Source organism: Dactylosporangium sp. NBC_01737, from assembly GCF_035963215.1.
Lineage (GTDB): Bacteria > Actinomycetota > Actinomycetes > Mycobacteriales > Micromonosporaceae > Dactylosporangium.
Genome location: NZ_CP109153.1, coordinates 1,488,824 through 1,510,248, shown reverse-complemented (window position 1 = coordinate 1,510,248; position 21,425 = coordinate 1,488,824). Strand labels below are relative to the sequence as shown.

Annotated in this window: 20 protein-coding genes; 12 read left to right on the top strand and 8 right to left on the bottom strand. The window is 69.2% G+C overall.

What is annotated here, in order from left to right; genetic code table 11:
• Nucleotides 1-2: 2 nt before the first annotated feature.
• On the bottom strand, nt 3-1,160 hold the full coding sequence (gene hppD / locus OHA72_RS06520) for a 4-hydroxyphenylpyruvate dioxygenase (RefSeq protein ID WP_327006950.1): 1,158 nt from the start codon (nt 1,158-1,160) through the stop codon (nt 3-5).
• Nucleotides 1,161-1,226: 66 nt separating this feature from the next.
• Between hppD and OHA72_RS06515 the strand changes: the two genes are divergently transcribed.
• Together OHA72_RS06515 and OHA72_RS06510 are read left to right on the top strand one after the other, a co-directional pair.
• Nucleotides 1,227-1,742, top strand: a complete 516-nt coding sequence (locus OHA72_RS06515) for an Lrp/AsnC family transcriptional regulator (RefSeq protein WP_327011473.1) — start codon at nt 1,227-1,229, stop codon at nt 1,740-1,742.
• A gap of 40 nt (nt 1,743-1,782) precedes the next feature.
• On the top strand, nt 1,783-2,580 hold the full coding sequence (locus tag OHA72_RS06510; protein WP_327006949.1) for a hypothetical protein: 798 nt from the start codon (nt 1,783-1,785) through the stop codon (nt 2,578-2,580).
• A gap of 2 nt (nt 2,581-2,582) precedes the next feature.
• Here OHA72_RS06510 and OHA72_RS06505 read toward each other — a convergent pair whose 3' ends face one another.
• From OHA72_RS06505 to OHA72_RS06495, 3 genes are read right to left on the bottom strand one after another with little or no spacing between them, the layout of a single operon-like run.
• Entirely contained in the window at nt 2,583-4,211 is a 1,629-nt protein-coding gene (locus tag OHA72_RS06505; protein ID WP_327006948.1) for a fumarate hydratase, read from the bottom strand.
• 14 nt (nt 4,212-4,225) lie between these two features.
• The gene (locus OHA72_RS06500) at nt 4,226-4,534 is read right to left on the bottom strand and encodes an AzlD domain-containing protein (RefSeq protein ID WP_327006947.1); all 309 of its coding nucleotides are present in this window, start codon (nt 4,532-4,534) and stop codon (nt 4,226-4,228) included.
• Nucleotides 4,531-5,220: an AzlC family ABC transporter permease gene (locus OHA72_RS06495; RefSeq protein WP_327006946.1), complete on the bottom strand. Its 690-nt coding sequence runs from the start codon at nt 5,218-5,220 to the stop codon at nt 4,531-4,533. The genes OHA72_RS06500 and OHA72_RS06495 overlap by 4 nt, the downstream gene beginning before the upstream one ends.
• Before the next feature lie 93 nt (nt 5,221-5,313).
• On the opposite strand from OHA72_RS06495, the gene OHA72_RS06490 reads away from it, so the two are divergent.
• On the top strand, nt 5,314-5,865 hold the full coding sequence (locus OHA72_RS06490) for a helix-turn-helix domain-containing protein (protein ID WP_327006945.1): 552 nt from the start codon (nt 5,314-5,316) through the stop codon (nt 5,863-5,865).
• A 3-nt stretch (nt 5,866-5,868) separates the two neighbouring features.
• Here the strand turns inward: OHA72_RS06490 and OHA72_RS06485 are convergent, their stop codons facing one another.
• On the bottom strand, nt 5,869-7,200 hold the full coding sequence (locus OHA72_RS06485) for a PQQ-binding-like beta-propeller repeat protein (protein WP_327006944.1): 1,332 nt from the start codon (nt 7,198-7,200) through the stop codon (nt 5,869-5,871).
• 176 nt (nt 7,201-7,376) lie between these two features.
• Here OHA72_RS06485 and OHA72_RS06480 point away from each other — a divergent pair, with 176 nt between their 5' ends.
• Both OHA72_RS06480 and OHA72_RS06475 read left to right on the top strand, forming a co-directional pair.
• A complete protein-coding gene (locus tag OHA72_RS06480; protein ID WP_327006943.1) occupies nt 7,377-7,658 on the top strand; it encodes a type II toxin-antitoxin system TacA family antitoxin in 282 nt (93 codons plus the stop codon).
• A 19-nt stretch (nt 7,659-7,677) separates the two neighbouring features.
• The gene (locus tag OHA72_RS06475) at nt 7,678-8,373 is read left to right on the top strand and encodes a hypothetical protein (protein WP_327006942.1); all 696 of its coding nucleotides are present in this window, start codon (nt 7,678-7,680) and stop codon (nt 8,371-8,373) included.
• An 85-nt stretch (nt 8,374-8,458) separates the two neighbouring features.
• Here the strand turns inward: OHA72_RS06475 and OHA72_RS06470 are convergent, their stop codons facing one another.
• The gene (locus tag OHA72_RS06470; protein ID WP_327006941.1) at nt 8,459-9,745 is read right to left on the bottom strand and encodes an esterase-like activity of phytase family protein; all 1,287 of its coding nucleotides are present in this window, start codon (nt 9,743-9,745) and stop codon (nt 8,459-8,461) included.
• A gap of 394 nt (nt 9,746-10,139) precedes the next feature.
• On the opposite strand from OHA72_RS06470, the gene OHA72_RS06465 reads away from it, so the two are divergent.
• From OHA72_RS06465 to OHA72_RS06445, 5 genes are all read left to right on the top strand, one after another.
• On the top strand, nt 10,140-13,037 hold the full coding sequence (locus OHA72_RS06465; protein WP_327006940.1) for an AfsR/SARP family transcriptional regulator: 2,898 nt from the start codon (nt 10,140-10,142) through the stop codon (nt 13,035-13,037).
• Nucleotides 13,038-13,067: 30 nt separating this feature from the next.
• Entirely contained in the window at nt 13,068-14,450 is a 1,383-nt protein-coding gene (locus OHA72_RS06460; RefSeq protein ID WP_327006939.1) for a class II fumarate hydratase, read from the top strand.
• A 65-nt stretch (nt 14,451-14,515) separates the two neighbouring features.
• Complete coding sequence (locus OHA72_RS06455; protein WP_327006938.1) at nt 14,516-15,451, top strand: ATP-binding cassette domain-containing protein; 936 nt, start codon at nt 14,516-14,518, stop codon at nt 15,449-15,451.
• Nucleotides 15,448-16,197, top strand: a complete 750-nt coding sequence (locus OHA72_RS06450; protein WP_327004838.1) for an ABC transporter permease — start codon at nt 15,448-15,450, stop codon at nt 16,195-16,197. The genes OHA72_RS06455 and OHA72_RS06450 overlap by 4 nt, the downstream gene beginning before the upstream one ends.
• A 65-nt stretch (nt 16,198-16,262) precedes the next feature.
• Nucleotides 16,263-17,195, top strand: coding sequence for a hypothetical protein (locus tag OHA72_RS06445; protein WP_327006937.1), 933 nt, complete (start codon nt 16,263-16,265; stop codon nt 17,193-17,195).
• Nucleotides 17,196-17,484: 289 nt separating this feature from the next.
• On the opposite strand, the gene OHA72_RS06440 is transcribed toward OHA72_RS06445, so the two are convergent.
• Both OHA72_RS06440 and OHA72_RS06435 read right to left on the bottom strand, forming a co-directional pair.
• Nucleotides 17,485-17,937: a GNAT family N-acetyltransferase gene (locus OHA72_RS06440; RefSeq protein ID WP_327006936.1), complete on the bottom strand. Its 453-nt coding sequence runs from the start codon at nt 17,935-17,937 to the stop codon at nt 17,485-17,487.
• A gap of 76 nt (nt 17,938-18,013) precedes the next feature.
• Entirely contained in the window at nt 18,014-18,280 is a 267-nt protein-coding gene (locus OHA72_RS06435) for a hypothetical protein (protein ID WP_327006935.1), read from the bottom strand.
• A gap of 392 nt (nt 18,281-18,672) precedes the next feature.
• Between OHA72_RS06435 and OHA72_RS06430 the strand changes: the two genes are divergently transcribed.
• The gene (locus tag OHA72_RS06430) at nt 18,673-19,743 is read left to right on the top strand and encodes a helix-turn-helix domain-containing protein (RefSeq protein WP_327006934.1); all 1,071 of its coding nucleotides are present in this window, start codon (nt 18,673-18,675) and stop codon (nt 19,741-19,743) included.
• A 220-nt stretch (nt 19,744-19,963) separates the two neighbouring features.
• On the top strand, nt 19,964-21,388 hold the full coding sequence (locus OHA72_RS06425; protein ID WP_327006933.1) for a hypothetical protein: 1,425 nt from the start codon (nt 19,964-19,966) through the stop codon (nt 21,386-21,388).
• Nucleotides 21,389-21,425 lie beyond the last annotated feature (37 nt).

Below are 21,425 nucleotides of genomic sequence, written 5' to 3'. Positions count from 1 at the left end.
TGTTACAGGTTCCCGCGACGTTCCTGTTCCCGCTCGATTGCCTCGAAGAGTGCCTTGAAGTTGCCCTTGCCGAAGCCGAGCGAGCCGTGCCGTTCGATCAGCTCGAAGAACACCGTCGGGCGGTCCTGGACCGGCTTGGTGAAGATCTGCAACAGGTAGCCGTCCTCGTCCCGGTCGACCAGGATGCCCCGGGCCTTCAGGTCCTCGATCGGCACCCGCACCCGCCCGATGCGGGCCCGCAACTCCGGGTCGTCGTAGTACGAGTCGGGCGTGACCAGGAACTCCACGCCTGCGGCACGCATCAGGTCGACGGTACGCAGGATGTCACCGGTGGCGAGCGCGATGTGCTGCGCGCCCGGCCCGCCGTAGAACTCCAGATATTCGTCGATCTGTGACTTCTTGCGCGACACGGCAGGCTCGTTGAGCGGGAACTTCACCTTGCGGGTCCCGCTGGCGACGACCTTGCTCATCAGCGCCGAGTACTCGGTGGCGATGTCGTCGCCCACGAACTCGGCCATGTTCGTGAAGCCCATGACCCGCCGGTAGAACTCGACCCACTCGTCCATCCGGCCCAGCTCCACGTTGCCCACCACGTGGTCGACGGCCTGGAAGAACCGCTTGACCGGCGGCGCCACGATCGGCTGCTTCGCCACGAACCCGGGACGGAACGGGCCGCTGTAGCGCGACCGGTCGATCAGCGTGTGCCGGGTCTCGCCGTACGTCGCGATCGCCGCGACCCGCACGGTGCCGTGCTCGTCCTCTTCGTCGTGCGGCGCCTCGATGCCCGTCGCGCCCTGCCGCAACGCGTGCGCATACGCGGTGTCGACGTCCGGCACCTCGAGCGCGATGTCGGCGATCCCGTCACCGTGCCGCTCGTGGTGCTGCGTCGCCGCCGCCTGACGGTGCACGCCGCCCGCGAGCACGAAGATCGCCGAGCCGGACTTCAGCACGTACTCCGCGTGGTCCCGGTACCCCTGCTCAGGCCCCCGATAGGCAACCAGCGTCATGCCGAACGCCGTCGAATAGTAATGCGCGGCCTGCTTGGCGTTCCCGACGTAGAACCGGACGTGATCGAGACCGGTCAGCGGGAACGGGTCATGCGACACGTCGTGCTCGACAGCACCGATGAGCTCGTTGACGTCTTCGATAGCGCGGGTCATGTGCCCAGCCTCGTCGCTCGCGCCGCAGCTGGGCAAGGAACGCTATTCTGCATGGTCAGGTTGCTCATGTTGTCGACGATTTCGGGGGTACGGGTGGACAAGTTGCCCAATCCGATCGACTCACTCGACGCACGGCTGATCGGGCTGCTGGCCCTGGAGCCGCGCATCGGCGTGCTGGAGTGCTCCCGCCGCCTGCACGTCGCCCGCGGCACGGTCCAGGCCAGGCTGGACCGCCTCACGGAGCGCGGCGTCATCCGCGGCTACGGCCCGGACATCGACCCGGCGGCCTTGGGCTACGGCGTGACCGCGTTCGTGACCCTGGAGATCCGCCAGCGCTTCGGCCACGACCCCGTCGCCGCTCACCTGGCCGAGATCCCGGAGGTCCTGGAGGCCCACACGATCACCGGCTCGGGCGACCTGATGTGCCGCATCGTGGCCCGCTCCAACACGGACCTGCAGCGGGTGATCGACCGGGTGATGGGGTTCGACGGGATCGAACGCTCCTCGACGATCATCGCCCTCGCCGAACAGATCCCCCACCGCACCCTGCCCCTGGTCGCCGCGGCCGCCCGCGCGACCTGACCGTGCCGTCCCGTTGCGTGGGACATTTACCATCTCGGATATGACCGGCACCGCGCACGTCATGGCCGGCATCGGTGCCGTGCTGATCCACTTCGGTCTCGGTGCCGGACTGCTCGGCGGGCTGCTGGTCGCGATCGCCGCCCACCGCGAGGCGTTGGCGAAGGCACTGGATGCGGCGCCGGTCGTCGGGTGCGGCACGCTGGCCACCATGTCGGCGACGCCGAACCAGGTGGTCATCGCCGGCCGCATCCGCCACGAGCCGACCGGGACCGTTGTGGCACCCATCTCCGGGGCGGAATGCGCCTGGTACCGCGTCAAGGTGGCGATCAACCCGGAAAGCGAGACTCCCGGCCCGGTCTACCAGTGGGACAGCTGCGACTGGTTCACCGTGGCGGACGACAGCGGCGAGGTCCGGGTCGCAGCCCGGCTCGTCGACCGCCGCCTGCACGACGAGGACATCGTCGCCGGCCTGGCCGTCGGCCTGCTGGAGTGGGAGAAGCTTCCCGACGGGCGGCACCCGAAGACCCTCACGATGCTGCGTGACGCCGGGTTGGACGTGCGCTCCCGCCAGGCCGACCGGCACCGGATCCAGGAGTTCCGCCTACCGACGGACCGGCAGATCACCGTCCTGGGCCGCCCCAGCCGCGACGGCCCGGCGACCCTGCTGACGAAGGCCGCCATCTGCGGAGTCTCCGACCGGCCGGTCGAAGACCTCCGCGCCGCCGCACACGCCACAGTCATGGACATGGGCACGTTCCCCCACATCCTGCTGTACACCGCCGGCTCACTCCTCGTGTCCGGCCTCCTGCTGCGGCTGCCGGAATGGCTCACCGGCTGAGGTCACCGCCGGCCGACGGTGAGGACGGGCTTGGTGACCTCGGCGAAGAAGTCGTTGCCCTTGTCGTCGACCACGATGAAGGCGGGGAAGTCGACCACGTCGATCTTCCAGACGGCTTCCATGCCGAGCTCCGGATACTCGATGACCTCGACGTGCTTGATGCAGTCCTGGGCCAGCCGCGCGGCCGGGCCGCCGATCGAGCCGAGGTAGAAGCCGCCGTAGCTGTGGCAGGCCTCGGTGACCTGCTTCGAGCGGTTGCCCTTCGCCAGCATGACGAGGGAGCCGCCCGCGGCCTGGAACTTTGCGACGTAGGCGTCCATGCGGCCGGCGGTCGTCGGACCGAACGAGCCTGAGGCGTAGCCGGCCGGGGTTTTCGCCGGGCCCGCGTAATAGACGGCGTGGTCGCGGAGGTACGCCGGCATCGGCTCGCCGGCGTCCAGCCGTTCGGCGATCTTCGCGTGGGCGATGTCGCGGGCGACCACCAGCGGCCCGGTGAGGGACAGGCGGGTCTTCACCGGCAGGGCGGACAGCTGGGCGCGGATCTCGGCCATCGGGCGGGTCAGGTCGACGGCGACTACGTCGTCGTCGAGGTGCTCGTCGGTCACGTCGGGCAGGAACCGGGCCGGGTCCCGCTCGAGCTGCTCCAGCCACACACCCTCGGCCGTGATCTTTCCGACGGCCTGGCGGTCGGCGGAGCAGGAGACGGCGATCGCCACGGGGCAGGAGGCGCCGTGGCGAGGGAGGCGGACGACGCGGACGTCGTGGCAGAAGTAGCGGCCGCCGAACTGTGCGCCGATGCCGAACTCGCGGGTCAGCTGCAGGACCTCGGCCTCCAGCTCCACGTCGCGGAAGCCGTGGCCGGTGGGGGAACCCGAGGTCGGCAGGGTGTCGAGGTACTTCGCCGACGCGAGCTTGGCGGTCTTCAGCGCGTGCTCGCCGGAGGTGCCGCCGATGACGACCGCGAGGTGGTACGGCGGGCACGCGGCGGTGCCGATGAGCCGCAGCTTCTCCTCCAGGAACTGCATCATCCGGGTGGGATTGAGCAGCGCTTTCGTCTCCTGGTACAGGTAGCTCTTGTTCGCCGATCCGCCGCCCTTGGCCATGAAGAGGAACTTGTAGGCGTCGTCGCCCTCGGCGTACAGCTCGATCTGCGCGGGCAGGTTGGAGCCGGTGTTCTTCTCGTCCCACATGGTCAGCGGGGCGAGCTGCGAGTAGCGCAGGTTGAGGCGGGTGTAGGCATCGAAGACGCCGCGGGCGATCGCCTCCTCGTCGCGGCCGTCGGTGAGGACGAACCGGCCGCGCTTGCCCATGACGATCGCGGTGCCGGTGTCCTGGCACATCGGCAGGACGCCGCCGGCGGCGATGTTGGCGTTGCGCAGCAGGTCCAGGGCCACGAACCGGTCGTTCGGCGAGGCCAGCGGGTCGTCGATGATGGCGCGGAGCTGGGCGAGGTGCGCGGGGCGCAGGAAGTGCGCGATGTCGTGCATCGCCTCGTCGGTGAGGAGCGTCAGCGCCTCGGGGGTGACGGTGAGGAACCGCCCGTCACGGCCGATCCCGTCGCTGGTGATCAGCCGGTATTCGGTGGTGTCGGGTCCGAGCGGCAGCAGCGGCGAGAACGCGAACTCTGGCATGCCCACGACTGTAGTTACTGGATTCCGGCCAGCCTGAGCAGGGCGGCGGTGAGTGCCGCGGCCACCACGACCACGACGAACGGCAGCTTCCGCCAGGCGAGGACGGCACCGACGACGACCCCGGCGGGCCGGGCGACGCCGACGAACTCCGTGCCGTTGAGCAGCGCCGCGGTACCGATGAGCGCGGCCAGCAGCGCTACCGCCGCCAGCGTCAGGTACCGGCTGACAGCAGGTGACACGGTGATCCGGCTGCGCAGCACGGGCCCGGAGAAGCGCAGGGCGTAGGTGCCGACGGCGAGCACGACGATCGCGATCCAGCTCACGACGACGACCCCTTCCGCGACGGGACCGGCAGGGCGAAGGCCAGGCCGAGCAGGGCGAGCAGCACCGGCAGCCCCGCGGGCAGGAACGGCGTCGCCGCCAGCGCGATGGCCGCCCCGGCCACGGCGACCCGCACGGCGACCTTGTCCTTCAGCGACGGCAGGGTCAGGGCGAGCAGCGCCGCCGGGAACGCCGCGTCGATGCCGTACGTGTCAGGGTCGCCCAGCGCGCTGCCCGCGATCGCGCCCACGGTCGAGGAGATGTTCCACGTGACGTACAGCGCCGCGCCGGTGAGCCAGAAGGCGCGGCGACGGCGTACCGGATCATCCTGCGCGAGGGCGAACGCGACCGACTCATCAGTCAGGATGTGGCTGCCGACGATCCTGCGCCAGCGGGCGTCGCCCAGGGTCTCGTTGCCGATCGCCAGGCCGAACGGCAGGTGCCTGGCGTTGAGCAGCAGTCCGGCCAGGACGATCGCGAGGGCCGTCCCGCCCGCGGAGACCAGGCCGACGGCGAGGAACTGGGCGCCGCCGGCGTACACGAACGCGGACATGACCACGATCTGGCTCAGTGGCAGGCCGGCCGCGGTGGCGATCGCGCCGAACGACAGGCCGACCACGACCGCGGCGGCGCACAGGGCTCCGACGTCACGGACCATCGGGTCCGCCATCAACGCCGTTCGGGACATCGAACGCATAGTTCGTTATGCTGAACCTATGAGCGTGCGTTCGTCAAGCCGAATGCACCGTTCGATACACCGAACGCGTGACGGGAGTCTGCCTTGGGTGCGCCGCTGGAGTTCATCGCCGCCGCACTGCGCCGCGAGCGGGACCGCGAGAAGCTGTCCCTGAGCGAGGTCGCCAAGCGCGCCGGCATCGCCAAGTCGACGCTGCACCAGCTGGAGTCCGGCGCCGGCAACCCCAACATCGAGACCCTGTGGGCCCTGGCCGTGGCGCTCAACGTGCCGTTCAGCCGGCTGGTCGAGCCGCCGGCGCCGACCGCCCCGCGGGTGATCCGCGCCGGCGAGGGCCCGTCGGTCCAGGCCGAGCAGGCCGACTTCGGCGGCACGCTGCTGGCGACCTGCCCACCCGGCGCCAAGCGCGACCTCTATGTGATGCACGTCGGCATGGGCGGCCCCCGCAAGGCCGACGCGCACCTGCCCGGCACCGTCGAGCACGTGGTCCTGATGAGCGGCCGGCTCCGGGTCGGCCCGGCGGACGCGACCGTCGACCTCGACGTGCACGACTACTGCTCGTTCCCCGGCGACGTGCCGCACGTGTACGAGGCCCTGACTCCCGGCACGTCCTTCACGCTGGTGATGGAGCACCGTTAGCGGTCACTGGAACGGCAGGAATCCCAGCGTGCGCCCGCGCGAGACCATCAGCCCGTCAGGGCCGACGCCGAGCACGTCTGACGTCGTCTTCGCCTCCAGCCGCAGCGTGCCGCTGTCCGGCTTGTACGCCTTCAGCGTCCCCGCCCCCGGATCGTTGACCAGCACCGCAAAGCGGGTGATCGCCACGTCCGCCTTCTCGGTGATCTCCTGCTTCCACGCGGTCTTGCCGGTCGTCAGGTTGATCACCTGGAGCGTCTTCTTGTCGGCCCCGCGGACCAGCCCGTACTGGCTGTCGGCCGCGACGAGCGAGTCCCCCGGCCCGCCGACGAACAGCTCACGCCCGTCCCGCGGCGACAGGAACACCTCGCGGTTGTCGCCCCGCGTCGCCGCGATCACCGTGTCCGCGCCCGCCGGGTCCCGTCGCTGCTCGCAGCCCGCCCCGGACGAGGTCCGCAGGTCGTAGCCGTCCTTCTTCCACACCGCCTTGCCCGTGCCGGCGTCACGCGCTTCGAGGCTGTAGCGGCAGTTCCCGTCCTTCGGCGACGCGGTCGAGACCAGCACCCGCCCGCCGACGACCACGATCCGGCTGCTCGTCGTCGGCTCCTCGGTACGCAGCCGCTTCCCCGTGATCGTGTCGACAACCTGTACCCGCTGATCGATGGGAAACCCGAGCATCGCCGGCACCGCCCCCGGGGTCGCCTTCACCGCGTCGTCGAACGTGTCCGACAGCAGCCGCGTGCCGAGCAGATCACTGTTGACCCCGGCAAGCACCCTGCCGATCCCGGGCAACGCCAACTTCCAGATCTGCGCGCCGTCCTTCGGTGCGTGCGCCGTCAGCGTGCAGTCCGACAGGCCGCCACAGCTCAACGCCAGCACGGCATCCCGGTACGTCCACGCCCCGACCGCATCCCCGGCCTTCCACTTCACGGTCCCGGCAGCGGGGTCGATCGCCTCCAGCCCCTTGCCGCGCCGCCCGACGATCACGACCTGCGTCGCCCCGTCCCCGGCAACCGCGGCCCAGTCGGCCTCCTTGGTCCACAGCTCGGTCCCGCTGCGCAACCCACGAGCCTCGATCGTCCCGCGCATCTGCACGACGACCGCATCCCCGACGATCACGGCCGCCGACGGCTGCCCCCCGACCCGGTCCGCCCACAGCGTCTCCGGCTCGGACAGCTTCCCGCTGCTGGACGCGACCTTCTCCCACCAGTCACTGATGTTCCCGGACACGTTGGGCAGCGGATTCCAGCCGGTGACCAGAATCGCCGTGATGATGAGCGCCAGCACACCGATCGCGCCAAGCGCCGTCTCGAAGTTGCGGACCGCTCCTCGTGCCACACGATCACCGTAGCGGCGCGGGATGATACTGCGTGGGATCGCCCGATAAGCCCGTGTCGCGATATTTCACCCGCCTGAGCTCCGGTCTCACCCGGACGGCCGTGACCTTCGCCAGCGGTACCGCCTTTGCGGTGCCGTACATCCGCCGTACATTGGGAGGACGCGCAAGGTGGCAGATGGAGTCGCAGATGAGCCCAAAAACTGAGCGCATCGAGGTGCGAGCGGACGAGACGAGTAAGTCACGTATCTCCGAAGCGGCCGAGTTGCTCGGCGAGCCCGTGTCGGCGTTCGTCGTGCGGTCGGCGCGGGCGGAGGCGGACAAGGTGCTGGCCCGGGCGCACCGGACGATCATGCCGGCAGAGCAGTTCGACCTGCTCATCGCATCGCTCGACGAGGCGGACGAGGCGCCGGCACTCACCGAGATCGCGAACCGACCCCGACGCTTCCGGCGGGCGTGAAGTGTTTCTTTCCAGCAGGTTGAAGGACCATCACCAACTCGGCAAGTTCGACTGCGGCGAGCCGTCGCTCAACGTCTGGCTTGTTGAACACGCTCGCCGCGCTCAAATCGCAGGCACATCGCGCACCTACGTATGGACGCCGGAAGGCGCGGACGACGTCGTCGCCTATTACTCGATCGCGCCGACGCAGGTCGAACGGGCCGGGTTGACCGGCGGCCAAGCGGGCGGCTTCACCATCGTTCCTGCCTACCTTCTGGCCCGATTCGCCCTGGACCGGTCGCTGCAAGGCCATCACCTCAGCGACGACCTTCTGCTGGACGCCATCGAGGTCATCACCAAAGCCGCCACCGTTGCCGGCGGCCGACTGATCGTGGTTGATGCGATCAACAACCCGGTGGCGACGTATTACCAGCGCCGAGGCTTTCAGCCGGTCAAGGGCGACCCTCTCCGGCTGGTGATGAAGGTCGAGACGGCCAAGCGGGCACTCAGCACGGGCCTGGTGACCGTGAGCACCCAAGGCGGTCTGGCCGGCCTCGTCCTGTCGACACCTCGCGGCGAGGCGGCCTCAGTGGTCGCTTCGCCAGATGAACTGCGGGCAATCGCTCGCGAGCTTGAGAACCAAGCGGACGACGCGGCAGCACATCCAGCCACGGTGGTTTCGCTCCGGGAGGCGATCAAGACGGCGCTCGGCCGGGACCCGTTCGCTGCGGACTGACCGATGGCTGAGCAACGGTTGGCAGTGTCGTCCGGTGATGGCCGCGGCGGGCCGCCAGACGGGCGGCCCGGCGGTGAGGTCGGGGTCAGTGCAGCCGGTGGGTGAGTTTGACGGTGACCAGGGTGGTCTTGATGCCGCTGTCGACCAGGCGGCCAGCGGCGTCGAAGGCGGCCGGGCCGTCGGTCATGCCGAAGTCGTTGTCGTTGATCAGGGCGATCGTCCACGGGTTGACCACCGCGACGCCCTCGATCTTCTTCTGCGTGCCGGGGACCGTGTTCAGGTCCAGGACGAGGACCTTCGGGGCGAGCTTGACCGTTGACGCGTCCTGCTCCAGGGACGGGGTGGTGGTCGGGTCGTCGTAGCGGCCGCCGAGGAGGTTGGTGGCCTTGCGCAGGTCGGCGAGGTACAGGCGGGCGGCCTGGTCGGTGCGTTCCTGGACGAGGACGGTGTTCGGGCCGATGCCGACGATCGAGGAGAGCTTCAGTTCGGCCGGGTTGGTCTGGCCGGGGTCGACGACCGAGACGGGGGCGAACTGGTAGGCGTACTCGGCGGTGACCTTGCCGGTGCGGGTGGAGAAGCGCAGCAGGCGGGTGGTGAGCGAGGTCTCGCCGGCGGCCTTGTTGGGGACGAGGAGCGGGCTCTGCAGGCCGATGACCAGATCGCCGCCGGGCAGGAGGCCGAGGCCCTCGAAGCCGCGGTTGATTTTGCGGGATGCGTAGATGGCGGGGAACGCCTCGATCACCGGGTAGTCGGTGCCGGTGAGGCCCAGGCCGATCGGGGTGTACCGGGCGAGCACCCGGCCGCGTGCGGAGACGTGGACCAGGGACGGGCCGTACTCGTCGGCGAGCCAGAAGGTGCCGTCGGCGGCGCGGACGATGCCCTCAGTGTCCAGGCCGTTCGGGTTGATCGACAGCGGGGTGGCGGCGTTGTAGGTGTAGGGCTGCTCGTCGTGCGGGAGCTGGTTGGGCAGGCCGGTGACGGGCTTGCCGGTGGCGGTGGTGATCGGGATGGTCTGCTCGACCTTGAGGACGCCGCCGGCGGCGCGGACCTTCACGATCACGGGGTTGAAGTCGGGCGTCGGGAAGGTGCGCCGCTTCTCGGAGCCGATCGCGATCTGGCCGTTGGGGCCACGGTCGGTGATCGTCCAGTACTCGCCGGGGCGGCCGGTCGGGAAGATGTCGCTGCCGATGCCGCCGAGCTTGACGCCGCGGTCGTCGGCGACGCCGAACTGGCTCAGGGGGATCGACGGGAGCGTGGCCGTCGAGGTGACCCTGGCAGAGGGGCCGGGCCACGCGGCTGCGGGGCTGGCCGCGAGTGCGGTGAGGGCCAGTGCGGGGACGGCGGCCATGGCGGCACGCAGCAGGATTGCCATACCGCGGGACGTTGGGCGAGGCGGCCGAACGGCGTATAGCCGGGGCGTGAACACCGGTTGGTTCGGTGGGCGAAATTTGGGGGCCGCACACGTCGTTGGGCGCGACCCCTCATTCATTGATTTCGCCCGCATGGCCGAAATATCCCCGTTCGTCCAGAGCAATGCAGGAGTGGGACCTCAGTAGTCCCTGACTGGGTTGGGAGTAACCCCCTGCAAGACCTGGACGCATTCCGGCATGCGCATGGCGTTCCGTGAAAAAGACTCCACCGTGCTGCTCTTTCGCCGCTCTCATTTGACTACCATCGGGCATTACCGCGTGCAGCTTCGAGGGGAGGCAGGCGCCGCACAGAGGGTGGGTATGCGCAATTCGACCAGATTTTCGATCTTGGGGCCGGTGCAGATCCGCACACCGGTAACCGAGATCACGGTTGCGGCGCCTCGTGAACGCATCCTCCTCGCTCTGCTGCTCCTGCGCGAGGGTCAGCTGGTGCCGTTCCAGCAGGTGATCTCGGCGCTGTGGGACACCAACCCGCCGACCACGGCGCGGGCCCAGGTGCACAGCTGCGTCTCCCGGCTCCGCCAGTTGCTCCGCCGGGTGGGACTGCCCGAGGAGCTGGTGATCACCGAGCCTTCGGGGTACCGCATCAAGGTCGGCGCCGACGAGCTCGACGCCTCGCTCTTCGCCAGCAGGATCGAACGTGGCCGGGCCGCGGCCGCCGACGGTGATCTCGCCGTCGCCCGTGACGAGCTGCGGGCCGCGCTCGCGCTGTGGCGCGGCAGGCCCCTCGCGGATGTCGACTCCGATGCGGTCCGCGCGTCCGCCGCCCATCTCGAGGAGCAGTGGACCGCCGCGATGTCGCTCTGCCTCGACCTGGAGCTGCGGCTCGGCGCGGCCGAGGAGATCCTCGCCGAGGTCGCCGACCTGGTCGAACGGTATCCGCACCACGAGCAGTTCCGGGGTCACCTGATGACCGCGCTCGCCCGGACCGGCCGGCGCGCCGACGCCCTCGCCGTGTTCCGCAGGGGGCGGACCATGCTCGCCGAGGAGCTCGGCATCGAACCGGGCGCCGAGCTCGTCGAGCTGCACCGGCGGATCCTCAACGGCGACGTGACGCTGCTGCTCGCCTCGGTCGAGCCGGGCGACGAACCCCGCCGCGCCGCCCGCTGCCTGCCCCGCGACATCGCCGACTTCTCCGGCCGGGCCGACGCGTTCGCCGGGATCGTCGCGGCGCTCAGCGACGACCGGCACGCCGTGCTCGCCATCGACGGGATGGCCGGCACCGGCAAGACCACCCTCGCCGTCCGGGCCGCGCACGCGGTCTCGCCGAGGTTCCCGGACGGGCAGCTGTACCTCGACCTGCGCGGACACAGCGACCGGGCGCCGCTGGACCCTGGTGAGGCGCTCGGTGCCCTGCTGCGGCAGCTGGGGGTACCCCCGGAGCGTGTGCCCGCCGTGCTCGACGACCGTGCCGTGCTGTGGCGGACCGAGCTCGCCGACCGGCGGGTGTTCGTGCTGCTCGACAACGCCCTGGATTCCGCGCAGGTGCTGCCGCTGCTGCCCGGCACCGCCCACACCGGCGTGATCATCACCAGCCGCCGCCGGCTCGGCGGGCTCGACGGCGTCCAGCCCGTCTCCCTCGACGTGCTGCCCCTCGAGGAGGGCATCGAGCTGCTGGAACGTACCGTCGGCGCCCGGGCCCTCGCCGACCGGGCGTGCACGACCGAGGTCGTCGAGCTCTGCGGCCGGCTGCCGCTCGCCGTGCGGCTCGCCGGTGCGCGGCTCCAGCACCGTCCCAGCTGGACGGTCAGCGACCTGGCCCGCCGGCTGCGCGGCGCCGACCGGCGGCTGCCGGAGCTCGCGGTCGACGGGCGCACCCTGGCGGCCGCGTTCGCGCTGTCGTACCAGCAGCTGCCCGTCCACCTGCAGCGGTTCTTCGGGTTTCTCGGGCTGCACCCGGCGGGCGACTTCGAGCCGGCGGTGGCCGCCGCGATGGCGCAGCTGCCCGTCGCCGAGGCGGAGGACCTGCTGGAAGAGCTGGTCGACGTGCACCTGGTCGAGGCGCCGGCGGCCGGCCGCTACCGGCTGCACGACCTGCTGCGGGACTACGCCGCGCAGCTCGCGGTCGACGGCGACGCGGCCGTCGACCGGCTCCTCGACCACTACCTGCACAGCGTGGCCAGCGCCAACACGTTCCTGGAGCTGGCCGACACGCGGGCGGTGCTGCGGCTGGACGTGCCGCCGCCGACCGCGCGCGAGTTCAGCGGCGTCGCGGAGGCCCGGCGCTGGCTGGAGCGCGAGCTGCCCAACGTGCTCGGCGCCGCCCGCCTGGCGTCCGACCTCGGCCGGCACCGGCAGATCTGCCTGATGACGCGGGCCGTGTCACCGTTCCTGTTCGGCTTCGGCTACGGCGAGACCCAGCTCGACCTGTACGAACGCGCGATCGTCGCGGCGACCACCCTGCCCAGCCCCGAGCTGGAGGCGGAGTCGCGCAACTACCTGGCCGCCGTGTACTTCCGGATGGGCCGCATGGCGGAGGCGCTGTCAACCCTGCGGCTGGTCACCACGATCGCCGAACGCGAAGGCATCCCGCGCCTCGTCGGCACCGCCCTGACCAACACCGCGATGCTGCACAGCAAGCTCGGCCGGTACGCGGAGGCGATCGCCGCCGCCGAGGCCGCGGCGGCGCTGCAGATGGACGAGGTCCCCGCCAGCCTGCAGTTCAAAATCAACAGCATGATCGGCCTCGTACACACCCAGGCCGGAAACTATCAACAGGCCCTCAGCGCGAACCGGCGCGGGCTCGCCGTCGCCCGCCGCATGGGCGGCCTGCGGGCGTTCGGGATCATGCTCGGCGAGATCGGCCTCGTCCACCTGCACCTGGGCCACCTCACGGTCGCGACCGCCATGCTGCGGCGCGCACTGGTGCTCAAGCAGCATTCGGTCAATCAGTACGGGTCCGCGGAGACGCTGAGCAAGCTCGGCACCGCCCACCGTCTCCAGGGCCGGCTCGCCGACGCCGTGGCGTGCCAGCGGGCCGCACGGTCGCTGATGGAGCAGGTCGCCGACGTGTCCGGGCAGTGCCTCACCGCCAACGACCTGGCGATCACGCTGCGGGAGCTGGGCATGAACGAGGAGGCCCGGCAGCTCAACGAGGAGGCCCTGGCCAAGACGATCCGGATCGGCGACCGGTACGAGCAGGCCCGCGCCCTGGCCGGACTCGGCCTGCACGACCAGGCGGTCGCCCTGTTCGAGGAGCTCGGCGTCTGTGATCTGAGCGCGCTTTCTCGTTGACGGAGCCCTCGGCGGGGCAATGTAGACCGTATGGAATTCCGCGTGGAGCACGACACGATGGGCGAGGTCCGCGTCCCGGCCGATGCGCTGTGGCGCGCGCAGACGCAGCGGGCGGTGGAGAACTTCCCGATCTCCGGTGGGCGGCTGGAGGCTTCCCACATCAAGGCTCTTGCGCAGATCAAGGCGGCCGCGGCCACGGTGAACGCGTCGCTGGGCGTGCTTCCCACCGATGTGGCTGAGGCCATTGTTGCCGCGGCTTCAGCCGTCGCCGGCGGGGATCACGACGACCAGTTCCCGATCGACGTGTTCCAGACCGGTTCGGGGACGTCGTCGAACATGAACGTCAACGAGGTACTGGCGACGCTGGCATCGCGATCACTGGGCCGGCCGGTGCACCCGAATGACCACGTGAACGCGTCGCAGTCCTCCAATGACGTATTTCCCACGTCGATCCACATCGCCGCCGCTACGGCGCTTTCCTTCGAGCTGATTCCGGCGCTCTCCGTATTGGCGTCGGCTTTGTCCGATAAATCGGACGAATTCGCATCTGTGGTGAAGGCCGGCCGCACTCACCTGATGGATGCGACGCCGGTGACGTTGGGTCAGGAGTTTTCGGGGTACGCCGCGCAGATCCGCTACGGCATCGAGCGCATCTCGTCCGTCCTGCCCCGCGTCTGCGAACTGCCCCTCGGCGGCACGGCCGTCGGCACCGGCATCAACACACCCCCGTCGTTCTCCGCCGCCGTGATCGCCTCCTTGGCCGCGTCGACCGGCCTGCCGCTGACCGAGGCACGCAACCATTTCGAGGCCCAAGGCGCCCGCGACGCCCTCGTCGAGGCCTCCGGCCAGCTCCGGACGATCGCGGTCGGGCTGTACAAGATCGCCAACGACATCCGCTGGATGGGCTCGGGCCCGCGCGCCGGCCTGCGCGAACTGCGCCTGCCCGACCTGCAGCCCGGCTCGTCGATCATGCCCGGGAAGGTCAACCCGGTCGTGCCCGAGGCGGTCCGCCAGGTCGTCGCCCAGGTCATCGGCAACGACGCGGCCGTCACCTTCGCCGGCTCCCAGGGCGACTTCGAACTCAACGTGATGCTGCCGGTCATCGCCCGCAACCTGCTGGAGTCGATCCGCCTGCTCACGAACGTCTCCCGCCTGTTCGCGTCCCGCTGCGTCGACGGGCTGGAGGCGAACGAGGAGGTGCTGCACTCGTACGCCGCCGGCTCCCCGTCGATCGTCACGCCGCTGAACCGGTACCTCGGCTACGACGAGGCCGCCGCGATCGCGAAGGAGGCCCTCGCCACGGGCCGCACGATCCGCGAGGTCGTCGTCTCCCGCGGCCACCTCGACAAGGGCACCCTGACCGAGGAGCAGCTCGACGAGGCCCTCGACCTGCTGTCGATGACCCACCCCTGAGGTGTCAGTGACGGTGTCAGTGCCGTGACAGGTGGGTGTCAGAGCGGGCGTCGAATCTTCGATGCATGACAAGTTCAGCGATTGAGGTTTCTGGCCTCCGGAAGGCATTCAAGGACAAGGTCGTGCTCGACGGCATCGACCTGAGCGTTCAGGCGGGGACGGTGTTCTCGCTGCTCGGCCCGAACGGGGCGGGCAAGACCACGACGGTGAACGTGCTGACGACGCTGATGAGTGCCGACGGCGGCACAGCGCGCGTCGCGGGGCACGACATCGCCACCGGGGCGCGGGCGGTGCGGGCGGCGATCGGGGTGACCGGGCAGTTCGCGGCGGTGGATGAGCTGCTGACGGGGCGGGAGAACCTGCAGCTGATGGTGGACCTCGGCAGGGCGCCGTCCCGTGCCGGCCGGGTGGACGCGCTGCTGGAGCGGTTCGATCTGGTGGAGGCGGCGGGCAAGCCGGCGTCGACGTACTCCGGCGGGATGCGCCGCAAGCTCGACCTGGCCATGACCCTGGTCGGGAACCCGCGGATCATCTTCCTGGACGAGCCGACGACCGGTCTGGACCCGCGCAGCCGCCGCACGATGTGGTCGATCATCCGGGACCTGGTCGCCGACGGCGTCACGATCTTCCTCACCACCCAGTACCTGGAGGAGGCCGACCAGCTCGCCGACCGCGTCGCGGTCCTGGACCAGGGTCGCATCGTCGCGCAGGGCACGCCCGACGAGCTCAAACGGCAGCTGCCCGGCACCCACGTGCGGTTCCGGTTCACCAGCATGGCCGAGCTCGACGCGGCCACGCAATTGTTCCCCGGCGCGACCCGTGACGACGACGCGCTCGCGCTGCGGGTCGCCAGCGACGGCGGCACCCAGTCCCTCCGCGCACTGCTGGACCGGCTCGACAGCGCGGCGCTCAGCGCGGAGGAGTTCTCCGTGCACACTCCCGACCTTGATGACGTCTTCCTCGCCCTGACCGGCCACTCCTCGGAGGTTGTTGCAAAATGAGCGCCAAGTCCCAGTCGCTGGTCATGCTGCGCCGCGACTTCAAGCACATCACCCGCAACCCGACCTCGGTGTTCAACGCGGTGCTGATGCCGATCGTGATGATGCTGATGTTCGTGTACGTCTTCGGTGACGCGTTCAGCGTCGGCGTGGACTACATCGACTACGCCACCCCGGGGCTGATGCTCCTGGCGGTCTGCTACGGCCTCGGCGCCACCGCCACCGCCGTGAACTCCGACATGACCAAGGGCATCATCAACCGGTTCAAGGTCATGGACGTGTCCCGCAACGCGGTGCTGTCCGGGCACGTCGTGGCCAGCGTCCTGACCAACCTGATCGCCATCGCGGCGCTGATCGGGGTGGCGTTCCTGCTCGGGTTCAGCCCCAACGCGGGGCTGCTGGACTGGCTCGGCGTGGCCGGCATGATCGTGCTGCTCGGCGTCGCCGCCGCATGGCTCACCGTCGCCCTGGGCCTGGCCGCCAAGTCCCCGGAGACCGCCGGGATGGCCGCGGTACCGCTGATCATGCTGCCGTTCTTCAGCAGCGCCATCGTCCCCGCCGACAAGATGGGCCCCGGCGTGCGGCAGTTCGCCGAGTACCAGCCGTTCACCCCGATCATCGAAACCCTCCGCGGACTCCTCAACGGCACACCGCAGACCGCTGACGTCATCCCCGCCATCGCCTGGTGCGCGGTCATCGCCCTCGCCGGCTACCTGTGGGCGTCCTCCACCTTCAAGAAGCGAGCCTGACAGCCATGCGAAGCGGTGGGTCTCAGCCGAGACCCACCGCTTCGGCGTGTCCGTAGGCTGCACGCATGTCGAGCCTCACCGCCGCCGTGCAGCAGGCCGAGAGTCCGGTCGGTCAATGGATGCGGGCCACGTTTCCGCACCTTGGGCCGCTGCGCCAAGGTGTTCGGGAGGCGGCGGGTGGGCTGATGGTCGCACCTTCGACGGCGGTTGCACTCGGTACACAAGGCGCAGCGATCGACTGGTGGCTGCGTCTGCTGATTGACCGGCGGGTCTCCCTTGAGCTGCCGATGCGGGGGCTGTGGGATCGCGGGGCCGGCTTCGACGGGGCGGGGCGGGAGCTGCTCGACGTGCTCTGCCCGCGCCGCCCGACCATTCTCGAGCCCGCGGTGCACGCGTCGGAGACGGACGAGTGGTGGGCGCGGGTCTGTTACGCGCTGGCGCTGCTGGTCGAGCGGTTCCGCAACCCGGTGATCACGGGATCGCGGCTGTTCACGTTGTCGCGGGGGAGCACGGCGGCGGACCTGCTGGCGCTCGCCAACGACGACGAGGTCGCCGACCTGATCGCGATGCGCGATCTCGCCCTGTCGCACCTGTTGCCGCGGTTGACGGCCGGCACTGTCCACACCGGACCGACGTTCGACGGCAGCGCATACCTCGGAGCGGACGCCGACCTCGTCGCCGATGGTGTGCTCATCGACTTCAAGGCGGGCTGCGGCGGCAAGCCACGCCGGGACGGGACGCGGTCGCCGGCACTCGCCAGCACCGACGTGTACCAGCTGCTCGGCTACGCGCTCATGGACTTCTCCGACCGGTACGCGCTGCACACGGTCGGCGTCTACGCGGTCCGGTTCGGGTACCTCGCGCAATGGCCGCTCACTGAGCTGATCCGGCAGGCGACCGGCCGGACCGATCTCGGCCTCCTCGCCCTGCGCCAGCAGTTCGGCGATCTCCTTGCCGCGTCTGATGCGGCAGGGGCAGGCGCGCACCGGCGTCGATGATCGGCTGCATGTCCTTCAGCGCTTCCCTGCCGTCGCGCAGGTAGACGATCAGGGCAAAGACCAGCGACAGCGCATAACGGATCGTCAGGAAGGCCGACGGCACAGCGACGGCGAGCAGGACCCAGGGCATCGACAACATGACTCCACCTCGAAGCCCCCCTTCACCTGGCCGCCCGCTCGGAGGGCGCGGTGAAAAGCGATTCCGACGTCTTGCGTTGCCGTGCGCGGGATTGACGGCGCCCGAAGCAACACCTGCCAGCCCTGCCGTCATTTTACCCTCGGACGCAAGTCACCCCAGGGCCTTCACGTAGATGCTGTATTCGTCGCTGTCGGTGGTGACATCGCCGTGCGGCCACTGCCGGTACCCATGCCGCACGTAGAGCCGGATGGCGTCCTGGTTCTTCGGGTTGACGCCCAGCGCCACCCGGCTGTGTCCGGCATCGCGGAGGCGCTGCTCCGCGTCCTGCAACAGCCGGGTGCCGATGCCGTTGCCGCGGTACTCCTTGAGCACCTCGAAGTGCATGATCAGTGGCACCTCCGGCAGGTGCTCGCGGATCTCGGGCTCGTCCGCGGGCTCCCGCCAGAGGTACACCATGCCGATCGGCCGCCGGTTGACGCGCGCGACCAGCAGCTGGCCGTCGCCGCGCGACTGCCGCAGCAGCCGTTCCGCGAGCAGCTCCTGCTGCGGCATGTCGGCGACGAGCGCCGGCAGGTCCGCCTCGGTGGCAAGGTCGATCTTCACGAGCAGTCACCCCCGCTCAATGATGCTTTTCGATGTTAACCGTGTGCGCACTGTTCCACGACGTGGGGTGACGAAGTTAAATCGGCAGCAGCTGCACAATGGAGATGCCGAGCACAAAGAGGACGCCGGCGAGCAGGGCGGCGAGCCGGAGCGCCATTCGCATCGTCTCGACGATCACGGCGAGCAGTCGGGCGAGGGCCCGACCGGCGACCACGGCGACCGTTGCTGCGGCGACTGCGATCGCCATGAGACCGACTGGTTGCTGTGCGTCCGGTTCAACCGCGAGCATGATGCCCGCGGCTGCATGGTGTTCGAGCATGGCCAGGTGGGCTAATGTGAGCATGACGATTCCTTTGCCTGGATGCAGGGTTGAGTCGTTGCTGTGCAGTCGCCCTCGGCCGCAATCCGGGGGCGTCTGCCGTTGCGCCGTGATGTCGCATCGCGGGTGGGGGGACCCCGCGCTCGCCGTGGCGGCCTTGATCGCCGCTGCCGATCGACCTGGATCATGATGATCATCCTTCCCTGGACTTCAGTGATGTTGCTGAAGTTGGGCTGGATTGATAGTGATTTCAGGGTAGGCTTCAGCAGGTGCTGAAGCAACGACTGCGGTCCATCTGGCAGGCGGTGATTACATGAATGAGGAATCACGCCATATTCACGTGACCCACCGTTCACTCACCGCCAATCGGTTGATGGAAGTTCAGAGTTCAGCTGAAATCACTGAAGGCGTCGGACATGGACGTGTCTGAGACCCACGCCCGCCTGGCTCGTCGGCTTCGCCAGCTGCGCAGAGACACCTGGCCAGGGCCGCAGCTCACCCAGGGGCGCGTCGCAAAGGCGCTGGGTGTGAGTGTTCCGCTGATCTCGTCCTGGGAGAGCCTGGCCGCGCCGAAGATCCCACCGCCCGAGCGTCTCGCCGCAATTGCGGTGCTGTTCGCGCTCGACCGGTTCCCGGACGGCGACGAGCTTCCGGACGAGCACGACCTCAACGAGGGCGAGCGCGCCCGCCGCGCAAGGCTGGAGCAGGAGCTCGTGGAGCTGACCCAGATCGAGCCGCCCGCGGGCCTGCGTTCACCCGCCGGTGCATCCCTCGACAGTGGTTTCTGGCAGTTCAAGCCGGGCATGGACGTTTCCATCGTGTGTGCACCGCTACCCGATGACCTGCGAGACGCGATGCCTTATGCCGACCCACGGAGCCCGGATTATGTCGAACTGCTGACCTATACCGATCTTGATTCGCTCTTCGAACTGTATGGCCACATCCGCGCGGTGAATCCTTCCAGCCAGGTCAACCTGCGGTTGGCCTCGGCGTTGCGCGACGACGACTACACGGCACACCTTGTGGTCCTCGGCGGTGTCGACTGGAATGTCCTGACGCGTGACCTGCTCACGCTCATCAACGTGCCGGTCGTGCCGCTGCCGTCCGACGACCCGCAAGGCGCTGGGTTCGTCGTGGTCGACGACGCCGATCGGCAGACGTTCCGGCCCGACATCCGGATCAACGGCGCGGAGAAGACCTTGATGGAGGACGTGGCGCACTTCTACCGCGGACCCAATCCGTTTAACCGCGACCGTACCGTGACGATCTGTAGCGGCACGCACGGCCGTGGCACTTATGCGGCGGTGCGGACATTGACCGACGCGCGGTTCCGCATGCGTAACGGCGCATACGTTCGTGATCGTTTTGCGGGGAGCGCGGCATTCAGTATTCTGGCCCGCGCGCGCATGGTTCGCGGCAAAGCCGTGACACCCGACTGGTCGGTGAGCTCCACCCGCCTGCATGAGTGGGCAGAGTTCACCGATTGAGCGAAACGAAATGTCGTCGTCACGGCCGCCGCGTACGCTGCGAGTGAGATCTTGATGCTTTGCCTTCCGGTGTGGCCAGTCGGCTTCGCCCGCCACCGGAAGTGGAACCTCATGTGTCGGGTCCTGGCCCGGCCGCAACTGCCATCGTTCGTTGACGTTGAGCCTTCGTTCCCTACGCCGAAGAAGAACCCTCCAACGCCGAAGAAGAAGCCGCATACCGATGACTTTGCATGCTGGGCAGCGGGCAATCACCGCCGACACCCTCGAAGTTTCGAAGCTTCAGACCGCACTCCTGCACCACGACACCCACGTGGGCCTTCTGCGCAGGCCGTCGACGGTCGGGCGGAAAAGCATGCCGGTGGACGCAATCATCGTCCCCGCGGCCCGTCCGGTGAAGGCGTTGGAGGCGGTGTTCGCCGTCGCGAAGACCCTGCGCGTCCTGCTCGTCGTCATCTGCAGCCACAAAGCGCGGGCCGCTGACGCGGTCGCGGCGGCGAAACGGTTCGGCGTGGAGATCATCGCCATCGACAACCCGTCGCGGTCGCTCCTGCCCCGGTTCAAGACAACGCAGGCGCTTGTCGGCACGCGCTTCGAGCCGTTCGCAACACGCTCGGCGGCTATCCCCGACACCAGCGCCAAGCGCAACATCGGACTCCTGCTGGCGCGGATGGCCGGCTGGGAGCGCATCGTCTTCGTGGACGACGACATCGCCATCAGCGCGAAGGCCATCCAGGAGGCGGTGTGCCTGCTCGGCGACGAGTTGCACGCGGTGGGCCTCGGCAATGACGGCTATCCCGACAACTCCGTCGTCTGCCACGCCTATCGCCTCGCCGGCGGTGGACAGGGCGCGTTCATCGGCGCCGGTGCTCTTGCGGTCGCTGTGTCGAAGATGGATTCGTTCTTTCCTGACGTGTACAACGAGGATTGGCTGTTCCTGTACCACTCCGTCGCGGCGGGCCGGGTGGCTGTCGTCGGCGAGATGGCACAGCACGACTACGACCCCTTTGCGAGCAAGCGCAGGGCGACGCAAGAGGAGTTCGGCGACTGCCTCGGCGAAGGACTGTTCTGGCTGCTCGACGACGACCAGCGCAGCGCCGCCGCCGACCACGCGTTCTGGACCGGGTTCCTGGCCAAACGGCGGGCCTTCATCGCCGAGCTCCGCCGGCACATCGCAACGTTGGGCCAGGCCGATCCGCTCAATGCGAAGATGCTCGCCTCCCTGGAAGCCGCCGACGCATGCCACAGAATCATCAATGCGCGCCGCATGATCGACTTCCTGGCCGACTGGGAGAAGGACCGCGAGACCTGGAAACAGTTCGTCGATGACAAGGTCGCCGGCCAGGTGCGGCGGATCGACAAGGCACTCGCCGAGCTGGGTCTGCTCTACCAGCAGTCGGAGCCGTCACCCGCAGGGACGGAGCTTGCCGCCGTGGCGTCGGCATCCGCACCCGCGGCACGGGTCCGCAAGCGTGACCGCGTCCGCCTGCGCGTCAAAAAGATCTTCTCCGGACTGCGGTCCGTTCGTCGCCCACACCCCACCAGGCCCAAGGAGACCGGCAGGCGGGCAGCGAGTCCCAATGCCGACCGAGGCGAGCCTGCCGGCTGTGCCGACCTGCTGGTCGGCGCCGGCCGGCGGCGGGGCTGACCGACCTCGCACCTGCAGGCATGTGCACGGCCCCAGC